Below are 26793 nucleotides of genomic sequence, written 5' to 3'. Positions count from 1 at the left end.
GAACGCCTATAATGCCGCAACCCGACGCAGAAGTACATAAAAACGCCTTTCCAGTCATCCGACCATAGGAAAGGCGTTTTGTTGTGGAATTTTTTATTCAATGCTGCGCCATAGGTAGAGCGCGGCATATGACAAATACGGCGACCAATCCGGCAGATGCCGCATGATTTCTTCAGCTTTCGGCTTTTCCTGCAGCTGCCACTGGATCTTCAATGCATTTTGCAGGCCGATATCCGCAATCGGAAACAGATTCGGCCGGCCCAGGCCGAACAGCAAAAAACTCTGGGCAGTCCATGGGCCGACTCCCCGGTAGGATACCAGTTCTGCCGCGACCTCCTCATCGGCTTTTGATTCCATTCTGTCAAGATCGAGCTTCCCCGATGCGATCGCTTCCGACAAGCCGATAACGTACTCGGCTTTCCGCGTACTGAACTGCATCTCCCGTAAATCCTCCGGCCGGAGCCTGGCGATGGTTTCCGGTGCCGGATAAAACCAAACGCCGTCGTTTTCATGGCCGAATGTCCGGACAAACCGGCTTGTCAGCGTGTGGGCGAACGACAAGTTCAATTGCTGGTGGATAATGCTTTTCATCAGGGATCCATAAAGCGAAAATTCCCGGACGATCGGAGTGCCTTGGTGTTCGCTGAACAGTGCCGACAGGTTCGTATTGGCGAAATGCGCGTTGACCGCATCCAAAGAAGAGCCGAAATGGAAAATGTCCTTGATCCTGTCCAACTGCCCTTCTTCCAAGTTTTCCAGTTCGAAAACCGGCCGTCTGGAACTTCCTGCCGCCTTCACTACTACGACGTTCCCTGAAGCCATCGGCACTCGGATGCTTTTATCGGAAAGCGATACCGCATGCAGCGGATCCAGCGACAACCGCTCAAGCACCCTGTCAAAATCATAATGGAAAGGCAATGTAATCTGCATGGCGCTCCCTCCTTTTCCTCCACCGTAGCCCAATCGGATCCGGTTTGCAAGGGCTGCACCGACCAAATATAATAGAACTAACGAAAGCAGGGATGTTCATGAAAAAGATTATCGGTTTGGTTGCTTCGATGCTTTTAGCAGGCTGCAGCGCCTTCGATCCGACCGGTACAGGCGGCACACAGGACCAGGTTCCGGTCGAAGTGGTTTCTGTCATTGACGGCGATACCATCAAAATCGAGTACGACGGGAAAGAAGAAACGGTCCGTTATCTGTTGATCGACACACCGGAAACCAACCATCCCCGGCTTGGCGAACAGCCTCTTGGGCCGGAAGCGACCGCTGAAAACAAGCGGATCATTGAGTCCGGCGATGTCACCATTGAGTTTGATGTCGGCGGCCGGTTTGATGATTACGGCCGGATGCTCGCTTATATTTATGTCGACGGCGAAAGCGTACAGGAACAGCTGCTCGAATCGGGTTATGCCCGTGTCGCCTATGTGTTCCCTCCGAATACCCGCTACGTCGATGAGTTCGAGGAAGCGGAGCAGATTGCCAAAGAAGCCGGAATCGGCATTTGGGAGTACAGCAGTTATCCAACCGAACGCGGTTTTAATGAAGATGCATATGGCAATACCAGCCAACAGCCAGAAGCCGGCGACTGCCGGATCAAAGGAAATATAAACCGGAGCGGCGATAAGATCTACCACATGCCGGGCGAAGGCTCATACGACAATACCAACCCGGAGCAATGGTTCTGTTCCGAGCAGGAAGCCCGCGAAGCCGGCTTCCGGAGCACTGGCAATTGAGGAAAGGAGAAACCCATGCAATTACTCGTATTGAGGCTCGATTACCGAGCGTCCAATCAAATCGAATACCTGCAGCAGCAAGGGCAGATGGCTGCTCTTCAGACAGTAAAAGCTTTGCCGCCCCATATTTCGCTTCAGTCTTTCGAAGGAGCCAACCCGCTGGACTTAAAAGCGGCCGTCGCCCAATTGGCGGAAGGAGCCAAAGCGATTCCGTTGACGTTCGGCTCACTCGGTTTTTTCAAACAAAAAGGAACGTTCTACGCTTCGCCTACTGTAACCCCTGCACTGTCCGTCCTCCATCAGACAATCAATCTGGCTACACGCGATTTCTTCGGGCAGCAAGCTTATTACCAGCCTGGCAGCTGGGTTCCCCATGGCACCATTGTAAATAACATTGCCGCACCTTTCTGGGGGCCGATGTTTGCCCGGCTGTCGATGGAATTCGAACCATTTGCCGGGAAAGCGATTGCCTTGGAATGCTGGTCGATCGTCAATGGAAAAACAGCAACCGATTGGAGTATATTTTTAGCAGAATAAGTGTTGACTTTTGCCGTAGGCGCGATATAATTATATTTGTCCTGGTAATTGAGATTCCTTAGCTCAGCTGGGAGAGCGCTACCTTGACAGGGTAGAGGTCGCTGGTTCGAGCCCAGTAGGAATCATAAAATCTTCATGAACGTTGGGTTCAGAAGTACAAGAAGTCCGAAAGCATATGCTTTCGGACCTCTTTTTTTATTGCTGTTTTTTATCGTTATGAGATCTTCTTCAATCTTTCAAGCAATGGCATTCCGATGGATTCAACAAAGTTTTCGTCCGCCTTGCCTAACTCTTCCCCATGCATCGCGCCTGATGTTATTGACCAAACTTCGAGGATGGCATTTTGCATATTCGGTTCGAATACACCTTGTTGCCCCAAACTTCGCACTAGCTTTTGGACCGGTATCTGATTGGGGTCACTTATATAGTCTACCGCGATCCGCCGGATTTCCTTTTCCAGCAAATATCGGACGGCAAAGAAATTTACGACCGTTTTTTCAGCCAAGATAAACTCTTGGATTGCACTTTCTTCGGGTTGGGCCGCCGATTCAAAACGGTTCCCGTCTGGTACCTCTAAGCTTCTCTTGAGCTGCGCTCTTTGCTCCTCCGTCAGTTGTGGATCTGCGTTGAAGTAGACGACATTGCTGTTGGTATTGCTGATTACCAAAGACTTAAGGTCATTGACACTTTCTTCTACTGACTCGATTTCCCGCTTGAGCGAAAAACCGAACATGCTCATTTCCGAATAAAGGGGCAGGAAAACCAGGATGAACAATAAAATCAGGATGATGTAATCGAACAAGATCAAAGTGTTTGAAGTGAAGTGATCGAATCTGGCGATAAGGATGATTCCGAATCCAACTAGAAGCATGATCCACCAGCCAATAATGAATTTATTCGTAAATTTCATATGTCCCCCTTCCTGAAACCGTTTTGCTGAAGCATCCCCTAAATTTTATAAAGCTTGCCTTATTAGATTCTTCAAAGCGCTGCACCAATCCTGCAAATGCATCAGCCGTCTGGCTTCTCCTCCTAAAAATCCATTTCCAATTATCCTGATTTTAAGGATCACAGGGTGCCATGGTGTATTGTGGCCCTCCCCGCCCTTCCAATTTGAATGCCGCTCCACCAATCCCATTCTTTCATTTTGCTTGAAAAGAAATAGGAAAAGCCCTGACCGGCTGCAATTTGCAGCCGGTCAGGGCTTTTGGTTATGCTTCTGAAGTTTTCGGCTCTTTCTTATCGCGTGCCATCCACTGGATCGCAAACAAGATGATGAATGCGATGGCTCCGATTGTATCGGAAAGGCCTTCTGGATAGATAAGCGCAAGACCTGTTGCCAGGGCCAGAATCCGCTCGATCCAATTCAGTTTGCGGTACCAGAATCCGATCAGCCCCGCTCCGATGACTACCATGCCGCTAAGCGCCGTAATCAGCACCCAGATCAGTTCCGGCATTGTTGTATCGATCATCAAGAGAGACGGCGACAAGACGAACATATACGGTATGATGAACGCTGCTGCTGCCAGCTTCGCTGCGATAAAACCGGTTTTGATCGGCTCTCCGCCGGAAATCCCGGAAGCTGCAAATGCGGCAAGCGCCACTGGCGGTGTGATATCGGCGATGATGCCGAAATAGAATACGAACAAGTGTGCAGACAAGGCAACCACGAGCGGTACTGCTGCTCCAAGCGGTTCATCGATCATAAGCAATGTGATGATTGCCGGCGCTGCAATAGTCGACGTGATGACGTAGTTGGCGGTTGTCGGCGAACCCATGCCGAGCACGATGGCTGCGAGCATGGTGAAGAACAGCGTCAAGAGGATATTCCCGCCGGAAGCGGATACCAGGCCGTTCGCCAAACTTAAGCCGAGTCCGGTTTTGACCACCACTCCGACGATGATCCCTGCTGCAGCGGTTGCCGCTGCTACAGCCAATGCCGTTCTGGCGCCGTCCACCAACGCATGGATCATGTCTTTGAAATTCATCCGTGTTTCTTTGTTGAATGAGCTGACAAGAACCGTCAGGACGATTCCGTACAATGCTGCGTGCATAGTCGGAATCCCGACCAACAGGAAGACGATGATGGCGACAATCGGAAGCAGCAAGTAGATTTTCTTCAAGACTTCTTTGCGGTCAGGAAGTTCTTCCTTCGAGAGCCCTTTCAGGCCGATGCGTTTTGCCTCGAAATGCGTCATGATCCAAACGCCGGTAAAGTAGAGAAGTGCCGGGATTGCCGCTGCTTTGGCAATTTCCCAATACGTTACGCCCCCGATGAATTCTACCATCAGGAAGGCGGCAGCCCCCATGATTGGCGGCATCAATTGCCCGCCGGTGGAAGCTGCTGCTTCTACCCCGCCGGCAAATTCCTTTTTATAGCCCAGCTTTTTCATCATCGGGATCGTATAAGATCCAGACGTCACGACGTTTGCCACCGAACTCCCGGAAATCGTCCCTTGCAGGGCACTTGAGAAGATGGCTACTTTGGCCGGTCCGCCAATCAGGTGTCCGGCAAGCGATACGGCCAAATCATTGAAGTATTGGCCGACCCCGGTTTTCACCAGGAACGCACCAAACAGCAGGAAGACGAAGATGAACGTCGCGGAAACGCTGATTGGCGTCCCTAAAATCCCGTCTGTTGTATAGAACATCAGCTGGATGACCGATTCCAGGTCTTGCCCCCGATGCCGGAGGAATCCAGGAAAATAAGGGCCGAAGAACATATACGCCAGGAATACGGATGAAATGATCGTAATCGGCAGGCCGACTGCCCGTCGCGTCGCTTCAAGCACGAGGACGACGGCAAGTATTCCGACAATAAGGTCCATTTCTGTGACCCGTCCTAAGCGGAATACCAGGTCATTGTAGGCAATCGGCCAATACAACCCGACCCCGACCGAGAGCAGCGCCAATATAAAATCGTAGAACGGGACTTTTCGCCGGTCCCCTTTTCGCTTCATGGCAGGGAACAACAGGAAGATCAATGACAAAGCGAACCCTAAGTGGATGGAACGCTGGATGTAGGCCGTATACTGGCCAAAAATCGCCGTATACAATTGGAACAGCGAAAAAGCCAGCAATCCGAAGAAAACGATGTGTTTGACAATGCCACCCAAATCACGTGTATTGGATTCCGGATCGTATTTTTGCAGAATCTCTTTCTGCTTTTCTTCGGAGATAAAGCTGTCGTCTTCCGGCGGCAGCTTCATTTCTTCTCTTTCATCTGGCGGCAATTTATTGCTCATTAAGATTCACTCCTTCTAGTTGCTGAAAAAGGGACAGCCGCTGAACCCGGAACGTATAAGATTTCCCCCGTTCAAGCGTTTTCTTCAAGTCGAATTCGCTTCCGGCAGAAATCAGTGACAATCCCGCATCCACATCTCCGACAAACAAGCGGAAATCAGCAAGTTCCCTATCCATGTTTTTGATAAAGTATTTCCCGTCTTTTTCGACAAACGTCTCCCCTTCTCCTGCATTGGAAGGCATCCCGATATTAAAATCTTCGTACTGCAGTTCCAACAGTTTCAGCGTGCCGTCCGGCAGGGCCTTGTAGCTTTCCAGAACGTCGGAAAGATGGATGGAATGGGTATATTTGATCTGGAAAAACGGGCTTTCCATTCTTAAGTACGCCGCAATTTCATCATTGTCATTGTCGATAAAAACAAACGTTTTTTGAATCGGTGCAAAAACAAATGCGAAGAGAATGAGAATGAGGGCAATCAATAAAAGAAGAGAACGCTTCGCTGTCTTTGAATGCATCGTAGGTGTCCTCCATAGAAATAAATAACGACGATAAAGCTTGCGCTTTATCGTCTATTATTCCAACGCTTCTTTTAGTTTACTTCGTCAAAATACTTTTGTGCACCCGGGTGGATATCGATCCCGATGCCGTCAAGAGCTGTTTCAGACTTGATGAATTCAGCTTTGGCGTGTTGGATCTGATCCGTGTTTTCATAGATCGCTTTTGTAATATCATAGACCAACTCTTCAGACAGGTCATTTTGAACAACCAGCATCGCCAATACCGAAACCGTCGGCACGTCTTCAGTCAAGCCGTATGTCCCTGATGGCACTGTGTCGTTCGCGTAGTATGGATATTTCTCGATCAATTCAGCAGCTTTGTCTTCTGCCACAGGAACGATGACCACATCAGCCGTCGCGCTCAAGCTTTCAACAGCTCCAGTAGGCGTACCCGCTGTGATGAACGCTGCATCGATCTGTCCTGCCTGCAAGCTTTCCTGTGATTCGCCGAAGTCCAAGTTCTGCGCTTCGATGTCATCCATTGTCATGCCGTGGATTTCAAGAAGCTGTTCCGCATTGATATACGTACCAGATCCTGGTGCCCCGACTGAAATGCTCTTGCCGGCTAAGTCGTCGAACGTCTTGATTCCTGAACCTTCAGTTGTGACCAACTGGATTGTTTCAGGATAAAGTGCGCCGATTGCCGATACCGTATCGATTTTTTCCCCTTCAAACATGTTCGAACCTTCTGCAGCATAGAATGCTGTATCGGTTTGTACAAATGCGATCTGTGCTCCTCCGTCAGCAAGCGCTGTCATATTCGCAGCAGATGCCTGGGAAGATTCGGCCGTTGTATCGATGCCTGTCTCGTTTTCGATGATCGTTGCCATCGCTCCGCCGAGCGGATAATAAGTACCGGTTGTGCCGCCTGTCAGGATGCTCAGAAATTCAGGATTTTCTGAACCGCCCGATTCCCCTTCAGTAGCCGTTTCTTCTCCGCCGCCGCATCCAGCAAGAAATACCGATCCTGCCAAAGTTAGTGCCGCGAACAATCCAAATTTCTTTTTCTGCATAATTTGACCTCCCCTTTTTGTTTGATTAGATGGTGCCAATTTAATCATAGCATTACTTTCTATCCAATTGCCATAAGATTTTAGCAATTGGTCAACTCCTATTCTCCTAGAAAACCCGGTCCTTAAGTGTCAGCGCCTTCCACATACACTTCCGGCGCAGTCTCTTCCGGCTTGATGTCTTCGAATGTCATGCCTTTCTCTTCAAGGTCGCGCGTCCGGTGCGCAATGCGCGCTGAGGCACAAGCTGCAATGCTCGCCACCAGATCATCCAGGAATGTGTGCACTTCTTCGCCCACATGCGAATTCAGGCGGTGAATGATGCCCCCTTTGTTCTTGTCGAGATGCCCGAAAGTGGTCACTGCGATGCTGCCGTATGTAAGCACCGCTCCCAGCCCGATCATTTCGTCGACGCCAAACAGGCCTTCATCCGATTCAACGATCTGCTGAAGCGGCCGAGACAATTTTCCTTGTTCCGATAACTCGTCTAATTCAATGCCCACTAGCAGCGCGTGCTGCATTTCGCGCTTCTGGAGCACACTTTCAACCGACTCGATGCAATGCGCCACCGTCAAGCCTTCATTGAACGGCAATTGCATTTCCAGCACAATTTCAGCGATGTCTTTCACTGTGACCCCTCTGCGCTCAAGTGCATTATGCGCAGCTTTTGTAACCTCTTCTGAATGAATGCGTGAATTTCCTCCGTCCATAGAAACCATAGAAAAATCCCCTTTCGCTATTTCGTTGGCTTGCTCCTCCATTATACCTCCCGGCCGGGATATGTTACAATTTTCGTACAGAAAGCACGAGGAGGCAGAAAGATGGAAAGAGGAACTGTACAGGATATCAAGCTTTACAGCAATGCGCTGCAGGAGGAAATGCAATTGCTGGTGTATTTGCCGGCAAATTTTTCCCCTTTATATAAATACACCTTATTGATTGCATCGGACGGCAAAGACTATTTTCAGTTGGGGCGCATCCCGCGCGTTGCGGATGAACTCCTCGCGGACAACCAGATTGAAAACCTTATCATCGTCGGAGTGCCGTATAAGAATGTAAAAGACCGCAACAGCAAATACGAACCGACCGGCGAAAAGCATTCGGCTTATCTGCGCTTCTTGGCGCATGAGCTTGTGCCGTACCTGGACGAGAACTACCCGACCTACCAAGTCGGCATGGGGCGGACGCTGATCGGCGATTCACTTGCTGCAACGGTTTCCCTCGATGCCGCATTGAAATATCCGAATATTTTCGGCCGGGTGATCCTCCAGTCCCCTAAAGTCGGCAAAGAGCTTTTGGATGCTGTGGATAATTTCAGCTCCGCGCATCCGTTCACCGTCTATCATGTAATCGGCAAAGAGGAAACAGCCGTGAAATTGTCCAACGGCGGCACCGAGGACTTTGTCGAACCGAACCGCCAATTAAATAAATCCATGAAAAATAAAGGGTTTCCCATCTTCTATGAAGAATTTGATGGAGACCACACCTGGACCTATTGGCAGCCGGATTTGCGCCGGGCGCTGCTTCAAAACTTCGGAGTTTAATCCAGGGTTTTCAATTACCGATTCTTTTTTGATATAATAAAACAGAACCAGTTACTACTGACAAGGAGGCTATTTATATGAAATATGGTGTTGTTGTATTTCCATCCAAAAAATTGCAGGACTTGGCGAACTCGTATCGCAAACGGTACGATCCGCATTATGAACTGATCACGCCTCATATGACGTTGAAAGATGCATTTGAAGCAGATGAATCGGAGATCAAGGGAATAATCACGGAAATCGCGGAAATTGCCAAGCGGCACAAGCCCTTCACACTGCATACGACACGGGTGAGCACTTTTGCGCCTTTGACGAATACACTGTATTTCAAAGTGGATCCGAATCCTGAAATCATAGCTATCCACGAGGACCTCCATTCCGACTTTTTCGGCGGCCCTCCGAAGTTTTCCTATGTGCCCCATATTACGATCGCTCAAAAAATGTCCGACTCGGAACACGCTGATATTTTCGGACAATTGAAGATGGTCGGCGTCGACCACGAAGAAACGATTGACCGATTCCACATCTTGTATCAATTGGAAGACGGATCTTGGACTGTGTATGACACATTCCGTTTAACTGGAGATGAAGAGTAATTGCAGAAAGTCAAAATCGTCGAGACCCCTATTGAAAAAGAGCATGCTTTTGATGTCAGAAGAAAAGTTTTTGTAGACGAGCAAGGCGTACCGCTTCATGTCGAAATGGATGAATACGATGATTCAGCTGTCCACTTTATTGGCTATGACCTTGAGCAGCCCATCGCCGCTGCGCGGATCCGCGAAATCGAGTCCGGCATCGGAAAAATTGAGCGCGTCTGCGTCTTGCCGGACTTCCGCGGCCAGCATGCCGGTGTGTTGATGATGAACGAAATGGAAGAATACGCCCGTTCGGCCGGATTTTTCACATTGAAACTGAATTCGCAATCTTATGCAATCCCTTTTTATGAAAAGCTCGGCTATGAAGTGAGTTCCCCGGAATTCATGGACGCTGGCATTCCGCATCGCGCAATGACCAAAACTCTATAAATAAAAAAAAGCAGTTCCGCATTTTTTGCGGAACTGCTTTTGTTTTGCCTATAGAATATGGTAGCCGCTGTCGACGTGGATGGTTTCGCCTGTAATGCCGCGAGACATGTCGCTTAACAGGAAGGCGGCTGTATCGCCCACTTCTTCCGGCGTCGTGTTGCGATGAAGCGGTGCTTTCTCTTCGATTTCGTGCAGGATTGAATTGAAATCGCTGACGCCTTTTGATGACAGCGTGCGGATCGGGCCTGAAGAAATTGCATTGACGCGGATTCCAGCTCTTCCAAGGTCAGCTGCCAGATAACGGACAGACATTTCCAGTGAAGCTTTTGCGACACCCATGACGTTGTAGTTCGGCATGACGCGTTCGCCACCGATATAGGTCAGCGCCACGATGCTGCCGCCTTCTGACATCAACGGTTTCGCGTGCTTCGCGATGATTGTCAATGAATACGAGCTGATATTTTGCGCAAGCAAGAACCCTTCGCGTGAAGTGTCTGAGAAATTCCCTGCGAGTTCTTCCGTTTTCGCGAACGCAATGCAATGTGCGAGTCCGTCGATGCTGCCCGCCTGCTCTTTGATCGCAGCGAAACATTGTTCGACACTTTGGTCATCTGTCACGTCACACGGCAAAATCAGTTCGTGATTACCGTCAAGTGTTGCGACAAGGTCGCGAACCGATTTTTCAAAGCGCTCTCCTGCATATGTAAAGATCAACCGGGCTCCCGATTGGTCAAGCGACCGGGCAATCCCCCAAGCGATGCTTCGTTTATTGGCAACGCCCATGATGACGTACGTTTTTCCTGCTAATGAAATCGACATTTAAATTCCCCCTGCACCTATTATTATAACCTGGTACTAATAATACCTCATAAAAAAGAAAAGTGCAATTTGCACTTTTCTAAAGGCTGCCGAGGAATGTCGTCGCAAGTCCCAAGTAGATCAAAATCGAGATGATGTCATTCAAGGTGGTGATGAATGGGCCTGAGGCAACTGCCGGGTCAATTTTCAGCCGGTGGATCAATAACGGAATAAATGAACCCGCTAATGTCGCAACGAAAATCGAACCTGCTACAGCAGTTCCTACCAATAGTCCGATCAGCAATTCACCCTTCCAGAAATACACAAGGCCGACAACCACGACGCCGCAGACCAGGCCGGTGATCAGGCCGGTCCCGGCTTCCCGGAAGAGCAGTTTCACTTTGCTTTCTTCTTCAATGTCGCCTGTTGCAATCCCGCGCACCGCAACCGCAAGCGCTTGGGTTCCGCTGTTCCCGGCCATCCCGGCAATTAGCGGGATAAACACGGCAAGCAGCGCAACCTGGTCAAGCGTCGCTTCGAACATGCCCATCAAATTCGCTGTCAGCATCCCGAGGAATGTCAGTAAGATCAGCCACGGCAAACGTTTTTTCGCCGCCGTCAATGGCCCGCGGTCAAATGTATCCATGTCGGAGACAGCTGCCAGTTTGGAGTAATCATCAGAAGCCTCTTCATCGAGAACATCAATGATATCATCGACGGTGATAATCCCGAGCAAGTGATTCTGGAAATCGACAACCGGCATCGCCAGGAAGTCATAATCCTTGATCATCCGCGCAACCTCCTCCTGGTCCTCCCCAACCGAAACGCTGACGACCCGTTCATTCATAATTGAACTGATCAGGGTATCTTCATCGGAAATGATGAGATCCCGCAGCGTCACGATGCCGGACAGCCGGAGATCTTCATCGACGACGAAGACATAATAGATGGTTTCAGCATTCGGTGCTGCGTTCCGAAGAATATTCATGGCCGAGCGGACTGTGGAATTCATAGGGATCGAAACAAACTCGGTTGTCATGATAGATCCTGCCGTATACTCTTCGTAATGCAGCAAGTCCTTGATCTGCCGTGCAGATTCCTTGTCCATGATGGTCAAGTAAGTAGCGACTTGTTCTTTGTTCAATTTATTCAGCACATCGACCGCGTCATCCGTGTACATGGCAGAAAGCAGATCCGCCGCGTAATGCGCGTTCATTTCCTTAAAGAGGTCTTCGTATTCATCATCATCGAGCTCGATAGCTTCGTAGATGTCTGCCATCTCTTTAGGAGAGAGGTACTGGTACATCAGCTGGCGGATTTCAAGCTCCGCTTTTTCATAGAATGTCGCCTGGTCATACGGGTGGTGCGAAAGAAATTCTTCCCGGAAACTTTCAACGTCTCCAGTTTGGAGCAGATCATTCAGCAGCTCCTCATTCAATTCCTGTTCGTGCTGTATTTTTTCTTCCATCATGAGCACTCTCTCCTTTCCTTGCAGATTGCTATTGCTGGTACATTCTTTACGTTACACTATGAATAAAGATAATCAAGATTTGCGGGGTGAAATTAACATGAAATTTGATATTATCGGCGATATCCACGGTTGCTATGAAGAACTTTTGGAGTTGATCGCATTGCTCGGCTATGAAGAAAGCCAAGGGATTTACCGCCACCCTGAAGGAAGGCAGATGTCCTTTGTCGGGGATGCCATGGACCGCGGCCCTTATTCGCTGGAAGTGCTTCGGCTGTTGTTTCGGATGCAGGATGCGGAACTGCTCAACTACTCCCCAGGCAATCACTGCAACAAGCTTTACCGCTTCTTCAAAGGAAATCCGGTCCATGTTAACAATGGGCTCGAAACAACATTGGAAGAATGGCGTGCCTTGCCAAAAACTGAACAGCGCCATTTTCGTGCGCGCTACATCGAATTCTACAGCCGGCTGCCGCTGTATCAGAAACTTTCATTGGACCTTGTTGTCGCCCATGCTGGCATCCGTGAAGACATGTTGGGTAGGCCGCCGTCCAATGGAATTGCGAGCTTCGTGCTGTATGGCGATACCAACGGCAAGTTCCATGCTGATGGCCGCCCCGTCCGGCGCGATTGGGCAAAATCTTACAACGGCTTTCCCTGGATCGTTTACGGGCATACACCAACCGAAGAACCTTACCTGATCAACCGAACGGCAAACATCGATACCGGCTGTGTTTTCGGCGGTGCTTTGACGGCTTACCGCTTCCCTGAAAAGACGCTGGTTTCCGTCCCTTCACGGCAGCCTTACCAACCGGACCGGTTTCACCGGTTCACATAGACAAGGGAAGCCATGTCCGCTTTCAGCGGAGCTTCAAAACGCAATGGGTTCCCCGAAACGGGATGCACGAGTTCAAGAATCCGGCAATGAAGCGCTTGGCGCGCTAAAATATCCCGTTTGCCGCCGTATAGGTCATCTCCGAGAAGCGGATGGCCGATATGGGCAAGATGGACCCGGATCTGATGGGTCCGGCCGGTGTTGAGCTGAAGCTTCACATGGCTGAATTCTGGAAATTGATGCAGCACTTCCACTTCCGTCTCGGCGAACTGCCCGTCGCAACGGACTTCCCGCTCAATGATGCTTGTTCCTTTGCGGCCGATCGGTTCGGTGATCGTGAACCGCTGCGACTCGAAGATGCCGTGGGCAAAAGCTTCATACTGCCGCTTCATCCGCTTGTCCTTTTGCTGCATCGACAGCATATGGTGGATGTGGCGGTTTTTTGCAATGCACACAAGGCCGGAAGTATCCCGGTCGAGCCGTGTAGCGATATGGAGAGTGGCAGGAATTTTGTTTGCCGCAAAATGGCCGGCCACGAGATTCGCCAAGCTTCCTTCCGGATGCTCCCTTGACGGGATGGTGTTTTGCAAAGCCGGCTTATCGACGATCAGCAGCGCTTCGTCCTCATAGACGATATCAAGCGGCCCTGCTTCCGCCTGAAGTCCCGCACCCAATTCTTCAATCGGAAAAATAACGGTCACGGCATCGCCTATTCCCAGGACATGCCGGACCGTTACTTCTTCCCCGTTCACCAAAATCGTTCCTCCGCCATATTTGACGGAAGCCAAGGTTCTTTTGGAAATCCCCCAGCCATTAAGCGCTTCGCGGAGGATAACTGACTCATGGGCTGTATAAGTTAATTGAAATGGCTTTAATGATTTCACTTTTAAACCTCGCTATCGATAAATGAATCATGGACCCGTTTCCAGAACGGGAATGCCCGGAACCGCGCAAACCGGACTTTCTGGTCCGCTACCCGGTATTCGATTGATTTTACATCTTTATGGAGCAATTGCAAATGGTCGACTGTGACCATGAAATCCGGTGCTTTCACCGGACGCAAAGCACAGCGGTGATGCGCCGGCAGGACAAGCGGAGAACCAACTGTCCGGAAAACCCGATTATTGATCGAAGCCATCTCCGTAAGCTGCATCGACTCAAGTGACGGATGGATTATGGCGCCGCCGAGTGCTTTGTTATAGGCAGTGCTGCCGGAAGGCGTCGACATGCAAAGGCCATCGCCGCGGAACCGCTCAAAATGGCTTTCATTTAAAAAGACATCCATTACGAGGGTGACATCCGGCGATTTCACCGTCGATTCGTTCAAAGCCAAGTAAACGGCAGGAGTTTCCTTGTTTTGATAATGGATGCTCACCTCGACCAACGGATATTCGATCACTTCGTATTCCTTCTTCGCAATCGACAGGACCAGCTTTTCGATTTCAATCGGCTTCCAGTCTGCATAAAAACCGAGGTGCCCTGTGTGTATCCCGACGAATGCAACGCTTGCCAATTGGTCCCGGTATTTATGGAATGCATGGAGCAGTGTCCCGTCCCCTCCGATCGACAACACGACATCCGGTGATTCCTCGTTCCATTCCATGCCAAATTCCTGCAAGTACCCGCGTGCGGTCGCCATCAATTCGTTTGACAAATCATCGCTTCTTGATTGGATATAAAATTTCATGGCTTTGGTTTGCCCCCTTCCGGTTCTGTCGGATAATGCTTGCTTGTGGAGTCCTTGAATTCCGTAAAATAAGCTTGTGCTTCCTGGATTTCATCCCGGATCTGCGACATTTCCTCATCAAGCTGGAAAGCCGCTTCCGCTGCCCGCTGCAATCGGATCTTGATTTCCTCCGGGAACACCCCTTTGTATTTATAATTCAATGAATGCTCAATGGATGCCCAGAAATTCATTGCTAACGTCCGGATTTGGATTTCGGCCAGAATCAGCTTCTCGCCTTTGATCGTCTGGACCGGATATTCCACAATGACATGGTACGACCGGTAACCGCTTTGTTTTTCGTGGGAAATGTAATCTTTTTCTTCGACAATCCGCAAATCATTGCGCTGGCGCAGCAACTCCACAACCGTCTTTATATCCCCGACGAATTGGCACATCATCCGGAGGCCGGCGATATCCTGGAGTTGGTGCGCAAGGTCATCGGAAGGCTCAAAAGGGATACCCTTTTCCAATGTCTTGTCATAGATGCTCGCCAACGGCTTTACCCGCCCCGTGACAAATTCGATCGGCGAATTGGTGTTATCCGTTTCGAATTGCTGGCGCATACCTTTGAATTTTATCTTCAGCTCATCTACAGCTTGTTTATACGGCGCTAAAAACCGATCCCACTGACCCATGCTATGCCCTCCCCAAGTTCTTTACGCCCGCGAGTCGAAAACCTCACGGAATGCTTCTTCTACGGCCGTCCGGAACGGTACGCCGTAATTATCGTTGTCTTCTATATTCTCCAGAAGCATCCAAAATTCCTCGTGGAACGATGCAAGCGGCATGATCTGCTCTCCCCATTGCAGCAGCGGGACCCCTTCACGCTGCATAGCTGCTCCGAGGGCCTCCCAAACCGGTTGTTTGAACTGGGCATAAATATAGTCGGTGCCAGTATCAAGCAGATAGATGAAGGCACCTCCGTCTGAATCGGCAATCATCTGCCCTGCCGCTTCAATCGCTTCAGCTGGCTCCTGAGCCTCGATGGCAAATAAAATTTCGTTTTCTTGAACAATCGCTTTTTGGACTTCCACTAATTTGCGCACTGAGAGTCTCCCTTTCTTGCTATTTTTCTATAGTGACATTTTAACACAGCTCTGCCATTCGTTGCAGTTTGCCGGAAACTATTCAATAATAGAAAGAACAGAGAGGTGTTTTCCATGACAAAGGAACTTGAGATCGAATTCAAGAACATGTTGACTCAAAGCGAATACGAAGGGTTGCTGGCCCATTTCGGATGCAAAGCCGGAGAAGCCGAAACACAGCAGAACTATTATTTCGATACACCTGATTTCCAGCTGAAAGAGAAAAAATGCGCACTGCGCATCCGGCGTAAAGGCGAGGCCTTCGAATGTACGCTAAAAACGCCGGCTCCGGAAGGGAATTATGAAATCACGGACAGTCTCCCTTCCATACAGGCCTGGGAAATGATTGACGGGAAGTCTTTCCATTCCCCTGAAGTCGAAGCGGCATTGGCAGGTCTTCAAGTGGATCCCGCCAAGCTGCATATGATCGGGAAACTGACCACCCACCGGACCGAGCTGGAAATAGAAGGCGGATTGCTCGTCCTCGATCATTCCGAGTATGGCGAAAAGGAGGATTTCGAAGTCGAATTTGAAGTGGCGGAAGCCGTGGCAGGCAAGGCCCGATTCCTGTCTCTCCTGCAAAGCCATGCCATTCCCGTGCGCCCGGCTGACAAAAAAATCGCCCGCTTTATGGCAGCTGCAAAAGAACAGGCAGCGCGGAAAACGGAAGCTGATTGACTCTTGTGCCTCCTGCGCTCAATCGATTTGTTTGAGAAATTGCCGGTGCGTTGTTAGAATGAATTTACAGCTAAAGCAAAGGAGATACGATGATGACTGGAAAACCGATAATTCCGTACGAAGAAATTGGTGCGGAACGCTTGTCGCTGCTGATTGATGCATTTTATGCACGAGTGGCCGAGCATCCAAAGCTGAAGCCTATTTTCCCTTCTGATCTTTCTGAAACTGCGAGAAAACAAAAGCAATTCATGACCCAATACTTAGGCGGTCCCAACCTCTATTCGGAAGAACACGGCCATCCGCGGCTGAAAGCACGCCATCATCCGTTCCCGATCACTCCTGAACGTGCACAGGCATGGCTCGAATGCATGCACGACGCGATGGATGAAATCGGTCTGGAAGGGAAATTCCGGGAAGTCTTTTTTCAACGGCTTGTTATGACGGCTCATCATATGGTGAATGAGCAAGATAGCGAGGAGGAATTAGAGTGAACGATTTAGACCTGCTCCAACAGATCGACAATCCGGCAAGGACTCTAAAGCCCATGGAATTATATGTTTTTTTGGACCCGTTAAACCCGCAATGCTGGGAGCTTCAAGCCATTATCCGCAAACTGCAAATTGAATATGGCCATTATTTTTCTATTCGTTTCGTCCTTAGCACCAAACTCTTCAGTTTGAACGGATTGAACCAGACGCCGAACATCGATACCGATAACCTGTCACACCCTGTACTGGCTTCAGTCGCGGTAAAAGCGGCTGAACTCCAAGGCAAACGCGCTGGCAACCGCTATCTGCACAAATTGCAGGAATACTTGATGATTCAGGCTAAGGATGTCTCTTCCTATTCATTCCTCCTGCAGGTAGCTGAGGAAGCCGATTTGGACCCCGAAGAATTCAAAAAGGATTTCCATTCCGTACATACGGCAAGAGCTTTCCAATGTGACTTGCATATCACGCGTGAAATGGAAATTGACGAAGTCCCGAGCATCGTCTTTTTCAATGAATGCATCGAGGACGAAGGAGTCAAAGTATCCGGCCTTTATTCGTACGAGGTCTATCAGGCCATTTTGCAGGAGATGCTCGGCGAAGAAAACTTGAACCGCCAGTCTCCCCCGGCGTTAGATGAATTATTCTTAAAATATTCCACGTTGGCAACGAAAGAAGTTGCTTCGATATATAATATTTCCGAACAGACAGCAGAACGAGAATTGAAAAAACAGGTGCTCCAACAGAAATTGGAGCGTATCACGATGCCTGAATATACGTTATGGACGTTAAAATAGCCTTCCGGCTCCGGAAGGCTATTTTTTATCTGTAAATTTTTAATGCAGGTACGCCGCTTTGCCGGATCGCCTTACGCCGGCCCAAGCACATCCAGCGCTTACGCTTTTCTTATTGTCCAGCTTCTGCACCTAGCTCCTCGGGTCACAAGCCACTTTGGCTATGCGGCTGAACACACGCCGCTTCGCCAAATCGTCTTATGCCTGTCGGAGCTGACCAGGCGCTTACGCTTTTCTTATTGTCCAGCTTCTGCGCCTAGCTCCTCGGGTCACAAGCCACTTTGGCTATGCGGCTGAACACACGCCGCTTCGCCAAATCGTCTTATGCCTGTCGGAGCTGACCAGGCGCTTACGCTTTTCTTATTGTCCAGCTTCTGCGCCTAGCTCCTCGGGTCACAAGCCACTTTGGCTATGCGGCTGAACACACGCCGCTTCGCCAAATCGTCTTATGCCTGTCGGAGCTGACCAGGCGCTTACGCTTTTCTTATTGTCCAGCTTCTGCGCCTAGCTCCTCGGGTCACAAGCCACTTTGGCTATGCGGCTGAACACACGCCGCTTCGCCAAATCGTCTTATGCCTGTCGGAGCTGACCAGGCGCTTACGCTTTTCTTATTGTCCAGCTTCTGCGCCTAGCTCCTCGGGTCACAAGCCACTTTGGCTATGCGGCTGAACACACGCCGCTTCGCCAAATCGTCTTATGCCTGTCGGAGCTGACCAGGCGCTTACGCTTTTCTTATTGTCCAGCTTCTGCGCCTAGCTCCTCGGGTCATAAGCCACTTTGGCTATGCGGCTGAACATACGCCGCTTCGCCAAATCGTCTTATGCCTGTCGGAGCTGACCAGGCGCTTCCGCTTTTCTTTATAAAACGCGAAAGGCGCCTTCCACGTCCGGAAGGCGCCTTTCCATATTACACAAAGGGGATGGGAGAAATGTTCACGCTCAAACAAAGGGGTGTATGTTTGTATGTGATTTATTTCACAACCTTATAATATCACGGCATAATTGTTAATGCAATAATTCACAAAGGATTTCACAATTTTGTCATAAAGAAAAGCGCTTTCTTTTTTTTAGGTTTACTTTTAATTATATTGAAATAACTAAAAAAGAGAGCTGCTTGAAATTTCGCAGCTCTCTTTTGGCCTTATTATTTTTTCAGAAGCAGTTTTTCAAGTTCGTTCAGTTTTTCTTCAAAGACTTTGCACGCTTCTTCCACCGGCTGTGGCGAAGTCATATCGACACCGGCTTTCTTCAGCACTTCAATCGGATAATCCGAGCTGCCGGCTTTCAGGAATTCATTGATATAGCGGTCGACAGCCGGCTGCCCTTCTTCAAGGATCCCTTTGCTCAACGCAGTTGCTGCACTGAAACCAGTCGCATACTGGAAGACATAATAATTATAGTAGAAATGCGGGATGCGCGCCCATTCAAGGCCGATCTCCTTATCCACCGCCACTTCGTCCCCGAAGTATTTCTTGTTCAGCTCATAGTACACTTCTGTCAGGCGGTCAGCGGTCAACGCTTCGCCGTTTTGGTCCATCTGGTGGATGGTATGCTCGAATTCGGCAAACATCGTCTGGCGGAAAACTGTGCCTCGGAACCCGTCAAGCCAATGGTTCAGCAAGTAGATGCGCTCCTGGTCGTCTTCCGTAGTCTTCACCATGTATTCGTTCAACAGGGCTTCGTTGGTCGTAGATGCCACTTCCGCCACAAAAATCGAATAATCCCCGTATACATACGGCTGGTTGGCACGTGTGTAATAGCTGTGTACACTATGCCCGAACTCATGGGCCAATGTGAATAAATTATCGACATTGTCCTGCCAGTTCATGAGGATATACGGATTTGTGCCGTAAGCACCTGACGAATAGGCTCCGCTTCGCTTTCCTTTGTTCTCTTTGACGTCCACCCAGCGGCTGTTGATGCCTTGTTCAACAATGCCGGTATATTCATCTCCAAGTGCTGCGAGCCCTTGAAGCATCGTTTCTGTCGCTTTTTCATACGGGATCTCCATTGCCACTTCTTTTACAAGCGGCGTGTACATATCCCACATGTGGACCTTATCCAATCCGAGCACTTCTTTCCGCAAAGCTGCATATCGGTGCAATAAATGAAGATTGGCGTTGACGGTTTCTACAAGGCTGTCGTAGACGCTTTCCGGAATATGGTCATCGGCCAAGGCAGCTTCGCGCGCCGACGAAAACTTACGGATGCGCGCGTTCACATTATCGCGTTTGATGTTCCCGGCAAGTGTTGATGCGAAAGTGTTGCGGAACTTCCCGTACGTTGCATAAACCGCTTTAAAGGCATCTTCGCGCACACGGGGGTCGTCATTCTCCAGAAACCGGCTGTAATTGCCGTGCGTGATTTGGACCAGTTCGCCTTTTTCATTTTCAATTTCCGGAAACTCAAGGTCTGCATTGTTCAGCATGCCGAATGTTTCGGAAGCTGAATTGACGACTTCCGACATCTGGGCCAGAAGCGCTTCCTGTTCAGCCGGCAGAACGTGCGGACGGTGGTTGTTCAATTCCTCAAGCGCATGCTTGTACAAGCCCAGGCCTTCGTGCTCTTCGATATAGCTATTCAGCTTCGCTTCATCCAGGCTCAGAATTTCCGGCGTCAAGTAGGACAAGCCTGTTGAGACTTTCGCATAAAGCGATTTGATGCGGCTGTCCATTGCCTGGTATGTGGAGTTGGTCGTGTCTTGGTCATAGCGCATATGCGAGTACGTATAAAGTTTCTGCAAGCGCTGCAATAATTCATCTTTGTACACGAACACATTGTAAAGGGCTTCTGCGCCTTGATCCAATGTCCCTTTGAAGGACTCCGCTTTTTCGGACAATGCGGCTACTTCTTTGAACTCTTCTTCCCAAGCATTGTCTGTTTCAAAAATATCTTCCAGCTTCCAAGTCAATTCGGTTGGAACTTCGTTGCGCATCAATAATTTTTCAACCATTTCATTTCCTCCTTTGCTCCACTGTTTCGGGAGACGAACTACGTTCCATTTTCTCAATTTTCATACGGTTTTGCAATAGATAGCATATAAAAGTTCCAACGCTTCATCTTCTGCATGGTACCGGCTCTTCACTTTCGCAACGAACTCCAGGTAATCGGAGACGAGCCGCTTCCTGGCACTTTCTTCTGGCGAAGCGGGTGCTGGCAGCGTCATCTTTCCTTTAGCCTGATCGGCCAAGGACTGCAGCTGCCAAATAACGGCCTCCATGCCGAAGGCTTCCGCTCCCCTGATCGGCACTCCGATATACGTAGGCAGGCGGCTCCGGTCCAAACCCAGTTCATAGCAAAGCAGCCAGTATGGATTTCGATACCGGTTTTTGGCAAACTGCTGGCGGCGAATGAAACGTTCCCTTTCATTGCGAGCTATGGAAGCCACTTCAGCAAATTCGGTCGGAGACAATTTTTTCGGCACCCCGAACGGGAATGCCTGTCTGTCTGCCGGCAGGGCTTTCGTCTTGCCCATCCAAATCGCACCGCGGACAAAAAACAAGGCTGAGCGGTAAAAGAACCGATCGCTTCCGGGATGGTATTCGATCAAGTACGGATGGCCGGCTGACTCTTGGAGCATGGCCAGTTCGAACGCACGGAACCTCATCGGTGCGATGCCCTCTTTAGGCGCCTCGCTGATTCCCCGGATCCACAGCGCTGAAAGGCCGATAGAGGAATATCCTGCTGAACGGGTCCGGATCAGCGCCGGTGAAATGGCGCTGCACTGATATTCCAACGCAAATTTTTCTTCAACGAGCACGTCCGCCCTTTGTTTGATGGAAGGGAAAAATATTTCAAGTTCTGCCTGATGGTTTTTAGCTGAGAAGAATTGATGAAGAAGGGTTTTTCCGCTTAAATGCAAAGGGGTTTCCGGCTCACTGGATTTGTCGCATCCAGCAAGTGAAAGGTGCGCAAAATGGGGGATTTTCACGTCACCGGCTTTCAGGATCAAGGCACTGCCGCAGCCGGGACAATAAAACCGGTGCTGTTCCTTAAGGATGGCAATCCGTCCCTGGGCAGAGGCGGATGCAAGGTTTATGAGTTCTCCAGTGTGTGTCCTGGCGATTAAGATATTGACCACTCTCCTTTTCTTGATTGTAGAAAAGCAGAGCGGTTTTGGCAATAAAAAAAGACCTCCTAAGGGGAGGTCTTAGCCGAAATAATGCAGCACGTTGGACAATGCATCTTCTTTAAAGATCGGTGTGCCGTATTCTTCAAGGCGGTGGATCGTAATCGGCGATCCTTGCAAGTATTCTGCAAAGATGCTGTTGTAATTTTTGACGTCATCTTCAGTGTGCAATAGTTCATCAAAAGAGATATGCAGGTAGTATTTGTTTTCGAAATGGTAGATGGCCGATTCAATCGGAACATATTCCAAGCGCCGTGCCAGCGGTACCAGCTCTTCAATTTCCGAGAAGATGAATGTGTACTCCAGCTTTTTAATGGCATGTTCGTCGAAGACCGGCTCAAACTCGTCAAAGTCTGGCGCAATCGTATCATCGCTGCCGAACATTTTGCGGCGTTCTTCTATATCATCAGGCAAATCAAGCTTTTGTCCGTCTTTTGTCATTTGCGCTCGCGTAACCGTCACTTCAAGCCCTTTGTCCATCGCTTGGACTTGAATCCAAAGCGGGCCTTCCATAACAAAGTCTGCTTCTTCATTAACTTCATCCATCATTTCCCAAAAAAGCTCTTCGCTTTTATCTCTGTTAAACCATATTTCATCACGGCTGAAACCACGTTCTTCAACATCAAGATAGGAAATGTAAAATTTAACTGTGTTGTCATTGATTCTTTCAATCTCCATTTTACACCTCTCCTTTCGAAATGGGCTAAGAGGATCTTCCCCGTAGGCCGTGCCTTGTAGCTGTAGTGCTGCTTCCATTATATCCTGTTTGCGGCTATAAGAAAAAATTTATGCCTGCCACCTTATCCTAAAGAATATGGTCCTTAGATTGTAATGAATCCCAATGGATTTGGCAATGATTTGCGAGTAAAGAAAAGCTGCCCAGAATCCATTATGAATCGTCATAAGGGCCGGACAGCTAGTTGTTCAAGTTCAATTCACCATACGCTGAGCTTCGAGCAATTGATATGCTCTCACTTTACGAGGAAGGAATCGACGGATTTCGTCTTCGTTGTATCCAACCTGTAAGCGTTTCTCATCCATGATGATCGGACGGCGAAGCAGACCAGGGTATTCTTGGATCAATTCATATAAGCGCTGAAGCGGTAAGCTTTCGACATCCACATTCAGTTTTTGGAATATTTTAGAACGGGTAGAAATGATTTCATCTGTCCCGTCTTCAGTCATGCTCAGGATTTCTTTAATTTCACTGATTGTAAGCGGCTCTGAAAAAATATTGCGCTCTGTATATGGAATCTCATGCTCTTCCAACCATGCTTTTGCTTTGCGGCAAGATGTGCAGCTTGGAGAAGTAAATAGTGTAACCATCATTGTAAAGCACTTCCTTTCGGATTCAAGTTAATCATCATTAATTCTTAAATTAGAATCACTATAATTTAGAAGCTGTACATTCATTATACAATACTTGCGTTCAATTGCATATACTCTTATAAAAAAAAGATACATTTATTGTTGTCTTGTCACAAATCCGCAATAAAATTCAGTTTTACAGCAAAATTTATATATTAATAAAATACCCGTGCGGACTGCTGCTAAACCTGCTTTCTAAAAAAAAGATTCTCAATTACTTTTTCTTTTTGAAAATCGAATAGGGCGTATCCCTTCTTCTTTTAGGACGTATCGGCACCGAAAATGTTCCCTAAGCCAGCAAAGTGCTGGCCGCCTCCATTTCCCTGTACTTAAAGATGCTTCTACAACATCACACCAAAACCTATATACCTTATGTACATAGAAGAAAATCAAAAAGCCGATTGAGAAAAAGCATCGCTTTTTCTCAATCGGCTCCAAATGCTATGCTGCTGAATCACGGCGTATAATCCACTCCGCTAGAATATGTGTTGCCGGCATTCCAAAGCAAGTACTCTTCGATTCCATTTTCATTCAAAGCTTTGATCTGTGCTTCCACTTCCGCTTTCCTGTACTTCTTATAGTTCCCTGCCCCTAAATAAGAAGCAGTGAAATCCTGGAGCCATGGGCGTGAAACAGGGGGGCTTTTCAATTCAGCCAATTTCTTGTTCTCCATTTTCGCGTACTCCGTCACCAATTTATACGGCTCCAAATCGGGTTTTGCAATACCGAAATAAGAAGTCCAGTGGCTCGGATAGATCATTGAAGAAATCACATCAACGTTTTCCGAAATCTTAGAGAAGTTCTGGCCGATGCCCGGCGCTTCCGGCAGGGTAGCCGAATAACCGAAGATATCCACTGACACCTGGACGTCATAAGGCTTCAGCTGCTCTCTTGCGTAGGCGACAAAATCCGTTACGGCCGATACCCGGCGCTGCACAGGATCCAGCTCGGATTCCGTGTATTCACCCATGGAATATTTCAGCGTATCCGCCCGGTTTTCGAACCCTTCCGGAAAGCGGACATAATCAAACTGGATTTCCTTGAATCCGAGTTTCGCAGCTTCGATGGCAATTTGGACATTATAATCCCATACTTCCTTCAGGAACGGATTGACGAATGATTCTCCGCGCCCGTTCTTCCAGACCTTGCCGTTGTCGACAAATGATAGTTCCGGCTTCTTTTCGGCCAGTATGGAGTCTTTAAACACTACTACTCGGGCAATCGGATAAATCTGCTTTTCTTCCATGCGCTCAAGCACTGCGCGCGGATTTTTGATGAATGGTTTGCCGATTTCAAGTTTTGCGAGTTCTGATCCTTCCTCCGGCATATATGTCAGGTGGCCAAGATCTTCTTTGACATCAATGACCATTGCATTCAAATCGGTTGTATCAACCAGCTTTACGAGCTTTTCAAAGCGGTCCCCTCCGGCCGAGTTCCCGGTGACAAAAATTCCGCGTACAGCATCGGGATATTCGAAAGTCAGGCCTGAATCGTATGTATACAGTTTTGAAGAAGCAATCGCTTCCATATTGATGCCCGTTGCCTGATAGCTCCGCACCGCGAAATCGGGAGCCGCTTCTTCATTTCCTTCAGCGGCAACTGGAACTGCACCGAAGGAACTGATCAGCAAAGCGCTGGTAATTATCCAATTTTTTCTTTTCATAGCATTTACATCCTCTCGACTAATCTTCTTCAATTTTATCACTTTTTCGAAAAAAAGAAATAAAAAAACAGCAATACCATATGATGGCATTGCTGTTTATCAGTTATTGTACAGCTGCTGCTGCTTTTAATGATTCAAATTCCCGGTCTGAACATTGTACAAAATGGCCAGGCGTGATTTCTCTCATATAAACGTTGTCTTGCTCTGTGTAATTATGGCTCGCCGGGTCATAAGATTTCCGCACCCGGTTGCGCTCGTAGTTCGGATCCGGCAGCGGAATAGCTGACAGAAGCGACTGCGTGTATGGGTGCATCGGATTTTTGTACAAATCTTCAGCTGGCGCCAATTCCACCAATTTCCCGAAATACATAACTCCGATGCGGTCAGAAATATACTTGACCATTGAAAGGTCATGGGCGATGAACAAATACGTCAGGCCTTTTTCTTCTTGCAGCTCTTTCAATAAGTTGACCACCTGAGCTTGGATCGATACGTCCAGTGCAGAGATCGGCTCATCCGCAATGATGAAATCCGGATCTACTGCTAGTGCACGTGCGATTCCCAGACGCTGGCGCTGCCCGCCTGAGAATTCATGCGGATACCGGTTCGCGTGCTCTTTGTTCAGCCCGACAGTCTCGAGCAGGTCAAAGACCATCTTCTTGCGCTCATCCTGGTTCTTAGCCAGGCCATGGATATCGATGCCTTCTGCAATGATGTCCATGACTTTCATGCGCGGATTCAAGGAGGCATACGGATCCTGGAAAATCATCTGCATTTTGCGGTTGAACTTCTTCAAGTCGCTTTTTGATTTTTTGCCGTGCACGTTTTCGCCTTCGTAGAAAACGTCTCCAGACGTAGCATCATATAGACGGATGATCGAGCGGCCGGTAGTGGACTTGCCGCAGCCAGACTCTCCTACCAAACCAAGTGTTTCGCCGCGGTAGATATCAAAGCTGATGTCATCGACCGCTTTGACTTCGTTCGCTTTTCCTACATTGAAATGCTGTTTCAGGTTTTTGATTTCCAATAATTTTTCAGCCATTAGACCAAGCTCCCCTCATAATATCTGCTGCCTGGGAACTTTTTCATCCGCTCGATGACTGTTGCCGGCGGCTCTACTTGAGGAGCATCCGGATGCAATAGCCATGTTGCTGCAGAGTGGGTCTCGCTCACTTTGAAGAATGGAGGGTTCTGTTCCATATCAATCTGCAGCGCGTATTCACTCCGCAATGCAAATGCGTCGCCTTTAGGCGGTGCGATAAGATCCGGCGGTGTTCCAGGAATTGCATATAGTTTGGCATCTGCCGTATCCAATGAAGGCATGGAACTCAGCAAGCCCCACGTATACGGGTGTTGCGGATTGTAGAAAATCTCATCTACAGTTCCGATTTCGACGATTTTTCCGCCATACATGACGGCTACGCGGTCAGCAACGTTAGCGACGACGCCCAGGTCATGTGTGATGAAAATGATCGAAGTATCGATTTTCTTTTGCAGGTCTTTCATCAATTCCAGGATTTGCGCTTGGATGGTTACATCCAAAGCCGTTGTAGGCTCATCCGCAATCAGGATCTGCGGATTGCAAGCCAATGAAATCGCTATAACGATCCGCTGTCGCTGCCCGCCTGAGAATTGGTGCGGGTACTGCTTCATGCGAAGCTCTGGCTTCGGCATACCTACTAAGCGCAGCAAATCAATCGCCACTTTTTTCGCTTCTGACTTGCTGATTTTTTGGTGCTTCAAAAGCGGTTCTGTGATCTGGCGCCCGATTGGCATTGTCGGATTCAGAGAAGTCATCGGATCCTGGAAAATCATCGAAATGTCTTTTCCACGGATCTTCTGCATCTCTTTGTCCGATAGCTTTGTCAGGTCACGCCCTTCAAACAGGATTTCTCCGTTCTTGAATTCTGCCGAGTGCTCCGGCAGCAAACGCATGATGGATTTTGTCGTTACAGACTTTCCTGAACCCGACTCCCCTACGATTGCCAATGTTTCCCCTTTATATAAATCGAAGTTGACTCCCCGTATTGCTTTTACTTCCCCGCCAAATGTATTAAAGGAAAGTTCGAGGTCTTTGACTTGTAAGATCTTTTCCATTTTTAACTTTCC

28 protein-coding genes and 1 tRNA gene are annotated in these 26793 nt (G+C 48.7%); 10 read left to right on the top strand and 19 right to left on the bottom strand.

The genetic code is table 11. From position 1 onward, the window contains the following. Positions 1-93: 93 nt before the first annotated feature. On the bottom strand, positions 94-930 hold the full coding sequence (locus ACFSDB_RS05035) for a DNA-3-methyladenine glycosylase family protein (RefSeq protein WP_204892678.1): 837 nt from the start codon (positions 928-930) through the stop codon (positions 94-96). Positions 931-1028: 98 nt separating this feature from the next. On the opposite strand from ACFSDB_RS05035, the gene ACFSDB_RS05030 reads away from it, so the two are divergent. The 3 genes from ACFSDB_RS05030 (at position 1029) to ACFSDB_RS05020 (ending at position 2398) form a co-directional block, all read left to right on the top strand. Continuing rightward, entirely contained in the window at positions 1029-1736 is a 708-nt protein-coding gene (locus tag ACFSDB_RS05030) for a thermonuclease family protein (protein WP_204892679.1), read from the top strand. 15 nt (positions 1737-1751) lie between these two features. Then, the gene (locus ACFSDB_RS05025; protein WP_204892680.1) at positions 1752-2273 is read left to right on the top strand and encodes a 2'-5' RNA ligase family protein; all 522 of its coding nucleotides are present in this window, start codon (positions 1752-1754) and stop codon (positions 2271-2273) included. A 52-nt stretch (positions 2274-2325) separates the two neighbouring features. Next, positions 2326-2398, top strand: a tRNA-Val gene (locus ACFSDB_RS05020). Positions 2399-2487: 89 nt separating this feature from the next. Here the strand turns inward: ACFSDB_RS05020 and ACFSDB_RS05015 are convergent. From ACFSDB_RS05015 to ACFSDB_RS04995, 5 genes are all read right to left on the bottom strand, one after another. Next, entirely contained in the window at positions 2488-3183 is a 696-nt protein-coding gene (locus ACFSDB_RS05015; RefSeq protein ID WP_204892681.1) for a hypothetical protein, read from the bottom strand. A 301-nt stretch (positions 3184-3484) separates the two neighbouring features. Beyond that, positions 3485-5518, bottom strand: a complete 2034-nt coding sequence (locus ACFSDB_RS05010) for a TRAP transporter permease (RefSeq protein WP_204892682.1) — start codon at positions 5516-5518, stop codon at positions 3485-3487. Further along, positions 5508-6032, bottom strand: coding sequence for a DUF1850 domain-containing protein (locus ACFSDB_RS05005; protein WP_204892683.1), 525 nt, complete (start codon positions 6030-6032; stop codon positions 5508-5510). The genes ACFSDB_RS05010 and ACFSDB_RS05005 overlap by 11 nt, the downstream gene beginning before the upstream one ends. A gap of 74 nt (positions 6033-6106) precedes the next feature. After that, the gene (locus ACFSDB_RS05000) at positions 6107-7087 is read right to left on the bottom strand and encodes a TAXI family TRAP transporter solute-binding subunit (protein WP_204892684.1); all 981 of its coding nucleotides are present in this window, start codon (positions 7085-7087) and stop codon (positions 6107-6109) included. Between the two features lie 122 nt (positions 7088-7209). Next, complete coding sequence (locus tag ACFSDB_RS04995) at positions 7210-7794, bottom strand: phosphatidylglycerophosphatase A family protein (RefSeq protein WP_204892706.1); 585 nt, start codon at positions 7792-7794, stop codon at positions 7210-7212. A 111-nt stretch (positions 7795-7905) separates the two neighbouring features. Between ACFSDB_RS04995 and ACFSDB_RS04990 the strand changes: the two genes are divergently transcribed. The 3 genes from ACFSDB_RS04990 (at position 7906) to ACFSDB_RS04980 (ending at position 9653) form a co-directional block, all read left to right on the top strand. Beyond that, positions 7906-8628 (top strand): alpha/beta hydrolase, encoded by a 723-nt coding sequence (locus ACFSDB_RS04990; protein ID WP_204892685.1) that lies wholly within the window; start codon positions 7906-7908, stop codon positions 8626-8628. 77 nt (positions 8629-8705) lie between these two features. After that, complete coding sequence (locus ACFSDB_RS04985) at positions 8706-9224, top strand: YjcG family protein (RefSeq protein WP_204892686.1); 519 nt, start codon at positions 8706-8708, stop codon at positions 9222-9224. Then, complete coding sequence (locus ACFSDB_RS04980) at positions 9225-9653, top strand: GNAT family N-acetyltransferase (RefSeq protein WP_204892687.1); 429 nt, start codon at positions 9225-9227, stop codon at positions 9651-9653. 48 nt (positions 9654-9701) lie between these two features. Here the strand turns inward: ACFSDB_RS04980 and fabI are convergent, their stop codons facing one another. After that, on the bottom strand, positions 9702-10472 hold the full coding sequence (fabI, locus tag ACFSDB_RS04975; RefSeq protein ID WP_204892688.1) for an enoyl-ACP reductase FabI: 771 nt from the start codon (positions 10470-10472) through the stop codon (positions 9702-9704). Between the two features lie 79 nt (positions 10473-10551). Next, positions 10552-11922, bottom strand: coding sequence for a magnesium transporter (mgtE, locus tag ACFSDB_RS04970; protein WP_204892689.1), 1371 nt, complete (start codon positions 11920-11922; stop codon positions 10552-10554). A gap of 97 nt (positions 11923-12019) precedes the next feature. Here mgtE and prpE point away from each other — a divergent pair, with 97 nt between their 5' ends. Continuing rightward, positions 12020-12757, top strand: coding sequence for a bis(5'-nucleosyl)-tetraphosphatase PrpE (gene prpE / locus ACFSDB_RS04965; protein ID WP_204892690.1), 738 nt, complete (start codon positions 12020-12022; stop codon positions 12755-12757). Here prpE and ACFSDB_RS04960 read toward each other — a convergent pair. The 4 genes from ACFSDB_RS04960 to ACFSDB_RS04945 are packed head-to-tail and all read right to left on the bottom strand — an operon-like array spanning position 12742 to position 15526. After that, entirely contained in the window at positions 12742-13638 is an 897-nt protein-coding gene (locus ACFSDB_RS04960) for an RluA family pseudouridine synthase (RefSeq protein WP_204892691.1), read from the bottom strand. The two genes, prpE and ACFSDB_RS04960, sit on opposite strands and share 16 nt — an antisense overlap. 2 nt (positions 13639-13640) lie before the next feature. After that, positions 13641-14441, bottom strand: a complete 801-nt coding sequence (locus ACFSDB_RS04955; protein WP_204892692.1) for an NAD kinase — start codon at positions 14439-14441, stop codon at positions 13641-13643. Next, on the bottom strand, positions 14438-15115 hold the full coding sequence (gene yjbM, locus ACFSDB_RS04950; protein ID WP_204892693.1) for a GTP diphosphokinase: 678 nt from the start codon (positions 15113-15115) through the stop codon (positions 14438-14440). The genes ACFSDB_RS04955 and yjbM overlap by 4 nt, the downstream gene beginning before the upstream one ends. 21 nt (positions 15116-15136) lie before the next feature. Next, positions 15137-15526 carry a UPF0738 family protein gene (locus ACFSDB_RS04945; RefSeq protein ID WP_204892694.1) on the bottom strand — a complete coding sequence of 130 codons (390 nt, stop codon included), beginning with the start codon at positions 15524-15526 and terminating at the stop codon, positions 15137-15139. 114 nt (positions 15527-15640) lie between these two features. On the opposite strand from ACFSDB_RS04945, the gene ACFSDB_RS04940 reads away from it, so the two are divergent. The 3 genes from ACFSDB_RS04940 to ACFSDB_RS04930 all read left to right on the top strand — a co-directional run bounded on the left by ACFSDB_RS04940 (position 15641) and on the right by ACFSDB_RS04930 (position 17528). Next, the gene (locus ACFSDB_RS04940) at positions 15641-16243 is read left to right on the top strand and encodes a CYTH domain-containing protein (RefSeq protein ID WP_204892695.1); all 603 of its coding nucleotides are present in this window, start codon (positions 15641-15643) and stop codon (positions 16241-16243) included. Positions 16244-16335: 92 nt separating this feature from the next. Next, positions 16336-16734 carry a globin domain-containing protein gene (locus ACFSDB_RS04935; RefSeq protein ID WP_204892696.1) on the top strand — a complete coding sequence of 133 codons (399 nt, stop codon included), beginning with the start codon at positions 16336-16338 and terminating at the stop codon, positions 16732-16734. Further along, positions 16731-17528, top strand: coding sequence for a ClpXP adapter SpxH family protein (locus ACFSDB_RS04930; RefSeq protein ID WP_204892697.1), 798 nt, complete (start codon positions 16731-16733; stop codon positions 17526-17528). The genes ACFSDB_RS04935 and ACFSDB_RS04930 overlap by 4 nt, the downstream gene beginning before the upstream one ends. A gap of 1140 nt (positions 17529-18668) precedes the next feature. Here ACFSDB_RS04930 and pepF read toward each other — a convergent pair. The 7 genes from pepF to ACFSDB_RS04895 all read right to left on the bottom strand — a co-directional run bounded on the left by pepF (position 18669) and on the right by ACFSDB_RS04895 (position 26781). After that, positions 18669-20477, bottom strand: a complete 1809-nt coding sequence (gene pepF, locus ACFSDB_RS04925) for an oligoendopeptidase F (protein WP_204890702.1) — start codon at positions 20475-20477, stop codon at positions 18669-18671. Positions 20478-20537: 60 nt separating this feature from the next. Beyond that, a complete protein-coding gene (locus ACFSDB_RS04920) occupies positions 20538-21605 on the bottom strand; it encodes a competence protein CoiA (RefSeq protein WP_377339301.1) in 1068 nt (355 codons plus the stop codon). 69 nt (positions 21606-21674) lie between these two features. Continuing rightward, positions 21675-22331, bottom strand: a complete 657-nt coding sequence (mecA, locus tag ACFSDB_RS04915) for an adaptor protein MecA (RefSeq protein ID WP_204890704.1) — start codon at positions 22329-22331, stop codon at positions 21675-21677. 252 nt (positions 22332-22583) lie between these two features. Continuing rightward, entirely contained in the window at positions 22584-22979 is a 396-nt protein-coding gene (gene spxA, locus ACFSDB_RS04910; RefSeq protein ID WP_204891158.1) for a transcriptional regulator SpxA, read from the bottom strand. A gap of 496 nt (positions 22980-23475) precedes the next feature. Further along, positions 23476-24684 carry a putative glycoside hydrolase gene (locus tag ACFSDB_RS04905; protein WP_204890705.1) on the bottom strand — a complete coding sequence of 403 codons (1209 nt, stop codon included), beginning with the start codon at positions 24682-24684 and terminating at the stop codon, positions 23476-23478. A 103-nt stretch (positions 24685-24787) separates the two neighbouring features. Next, on the bottom strand, positions 24788-25726 hold the full coding sequence (locus tag ACFSDB_RS04900; RefSeq protein ID WP_204890706.1) for an ABC transporter ATP-binding protein: 939 nt from the start codon (positions 25724-25726) through the stop codon (positions 24788-24790). After that, entirely contained in the window at positions 25726-26781 is a 1056-nt protein-coding gene (locus ACFSDB_RS04895) for an ABC transporter ATP-binding protein (protein ID WP_204890707.1), read from the bottom strand. Before ACFSDB_RS04895 ends, ACFSDB_RS04900 begins: the two co-directional genes overlap by 1 nt. Positions 26782-26793 lie beyond the last annotated feature (12 nt).

Source organism: Planococcus chinensis (assembly GCF_042681545.1).
Classification (GTDB): Bacteria; Bacillota; Bacilli; order Bacillales_A; family Planococcaceae; genus Planococcus; species Planococcus chinensis.
Note: the sequence above shows the minus strand (reverse complement) of the source record. Positions and strands in the feature narration are given on the sequence as shown.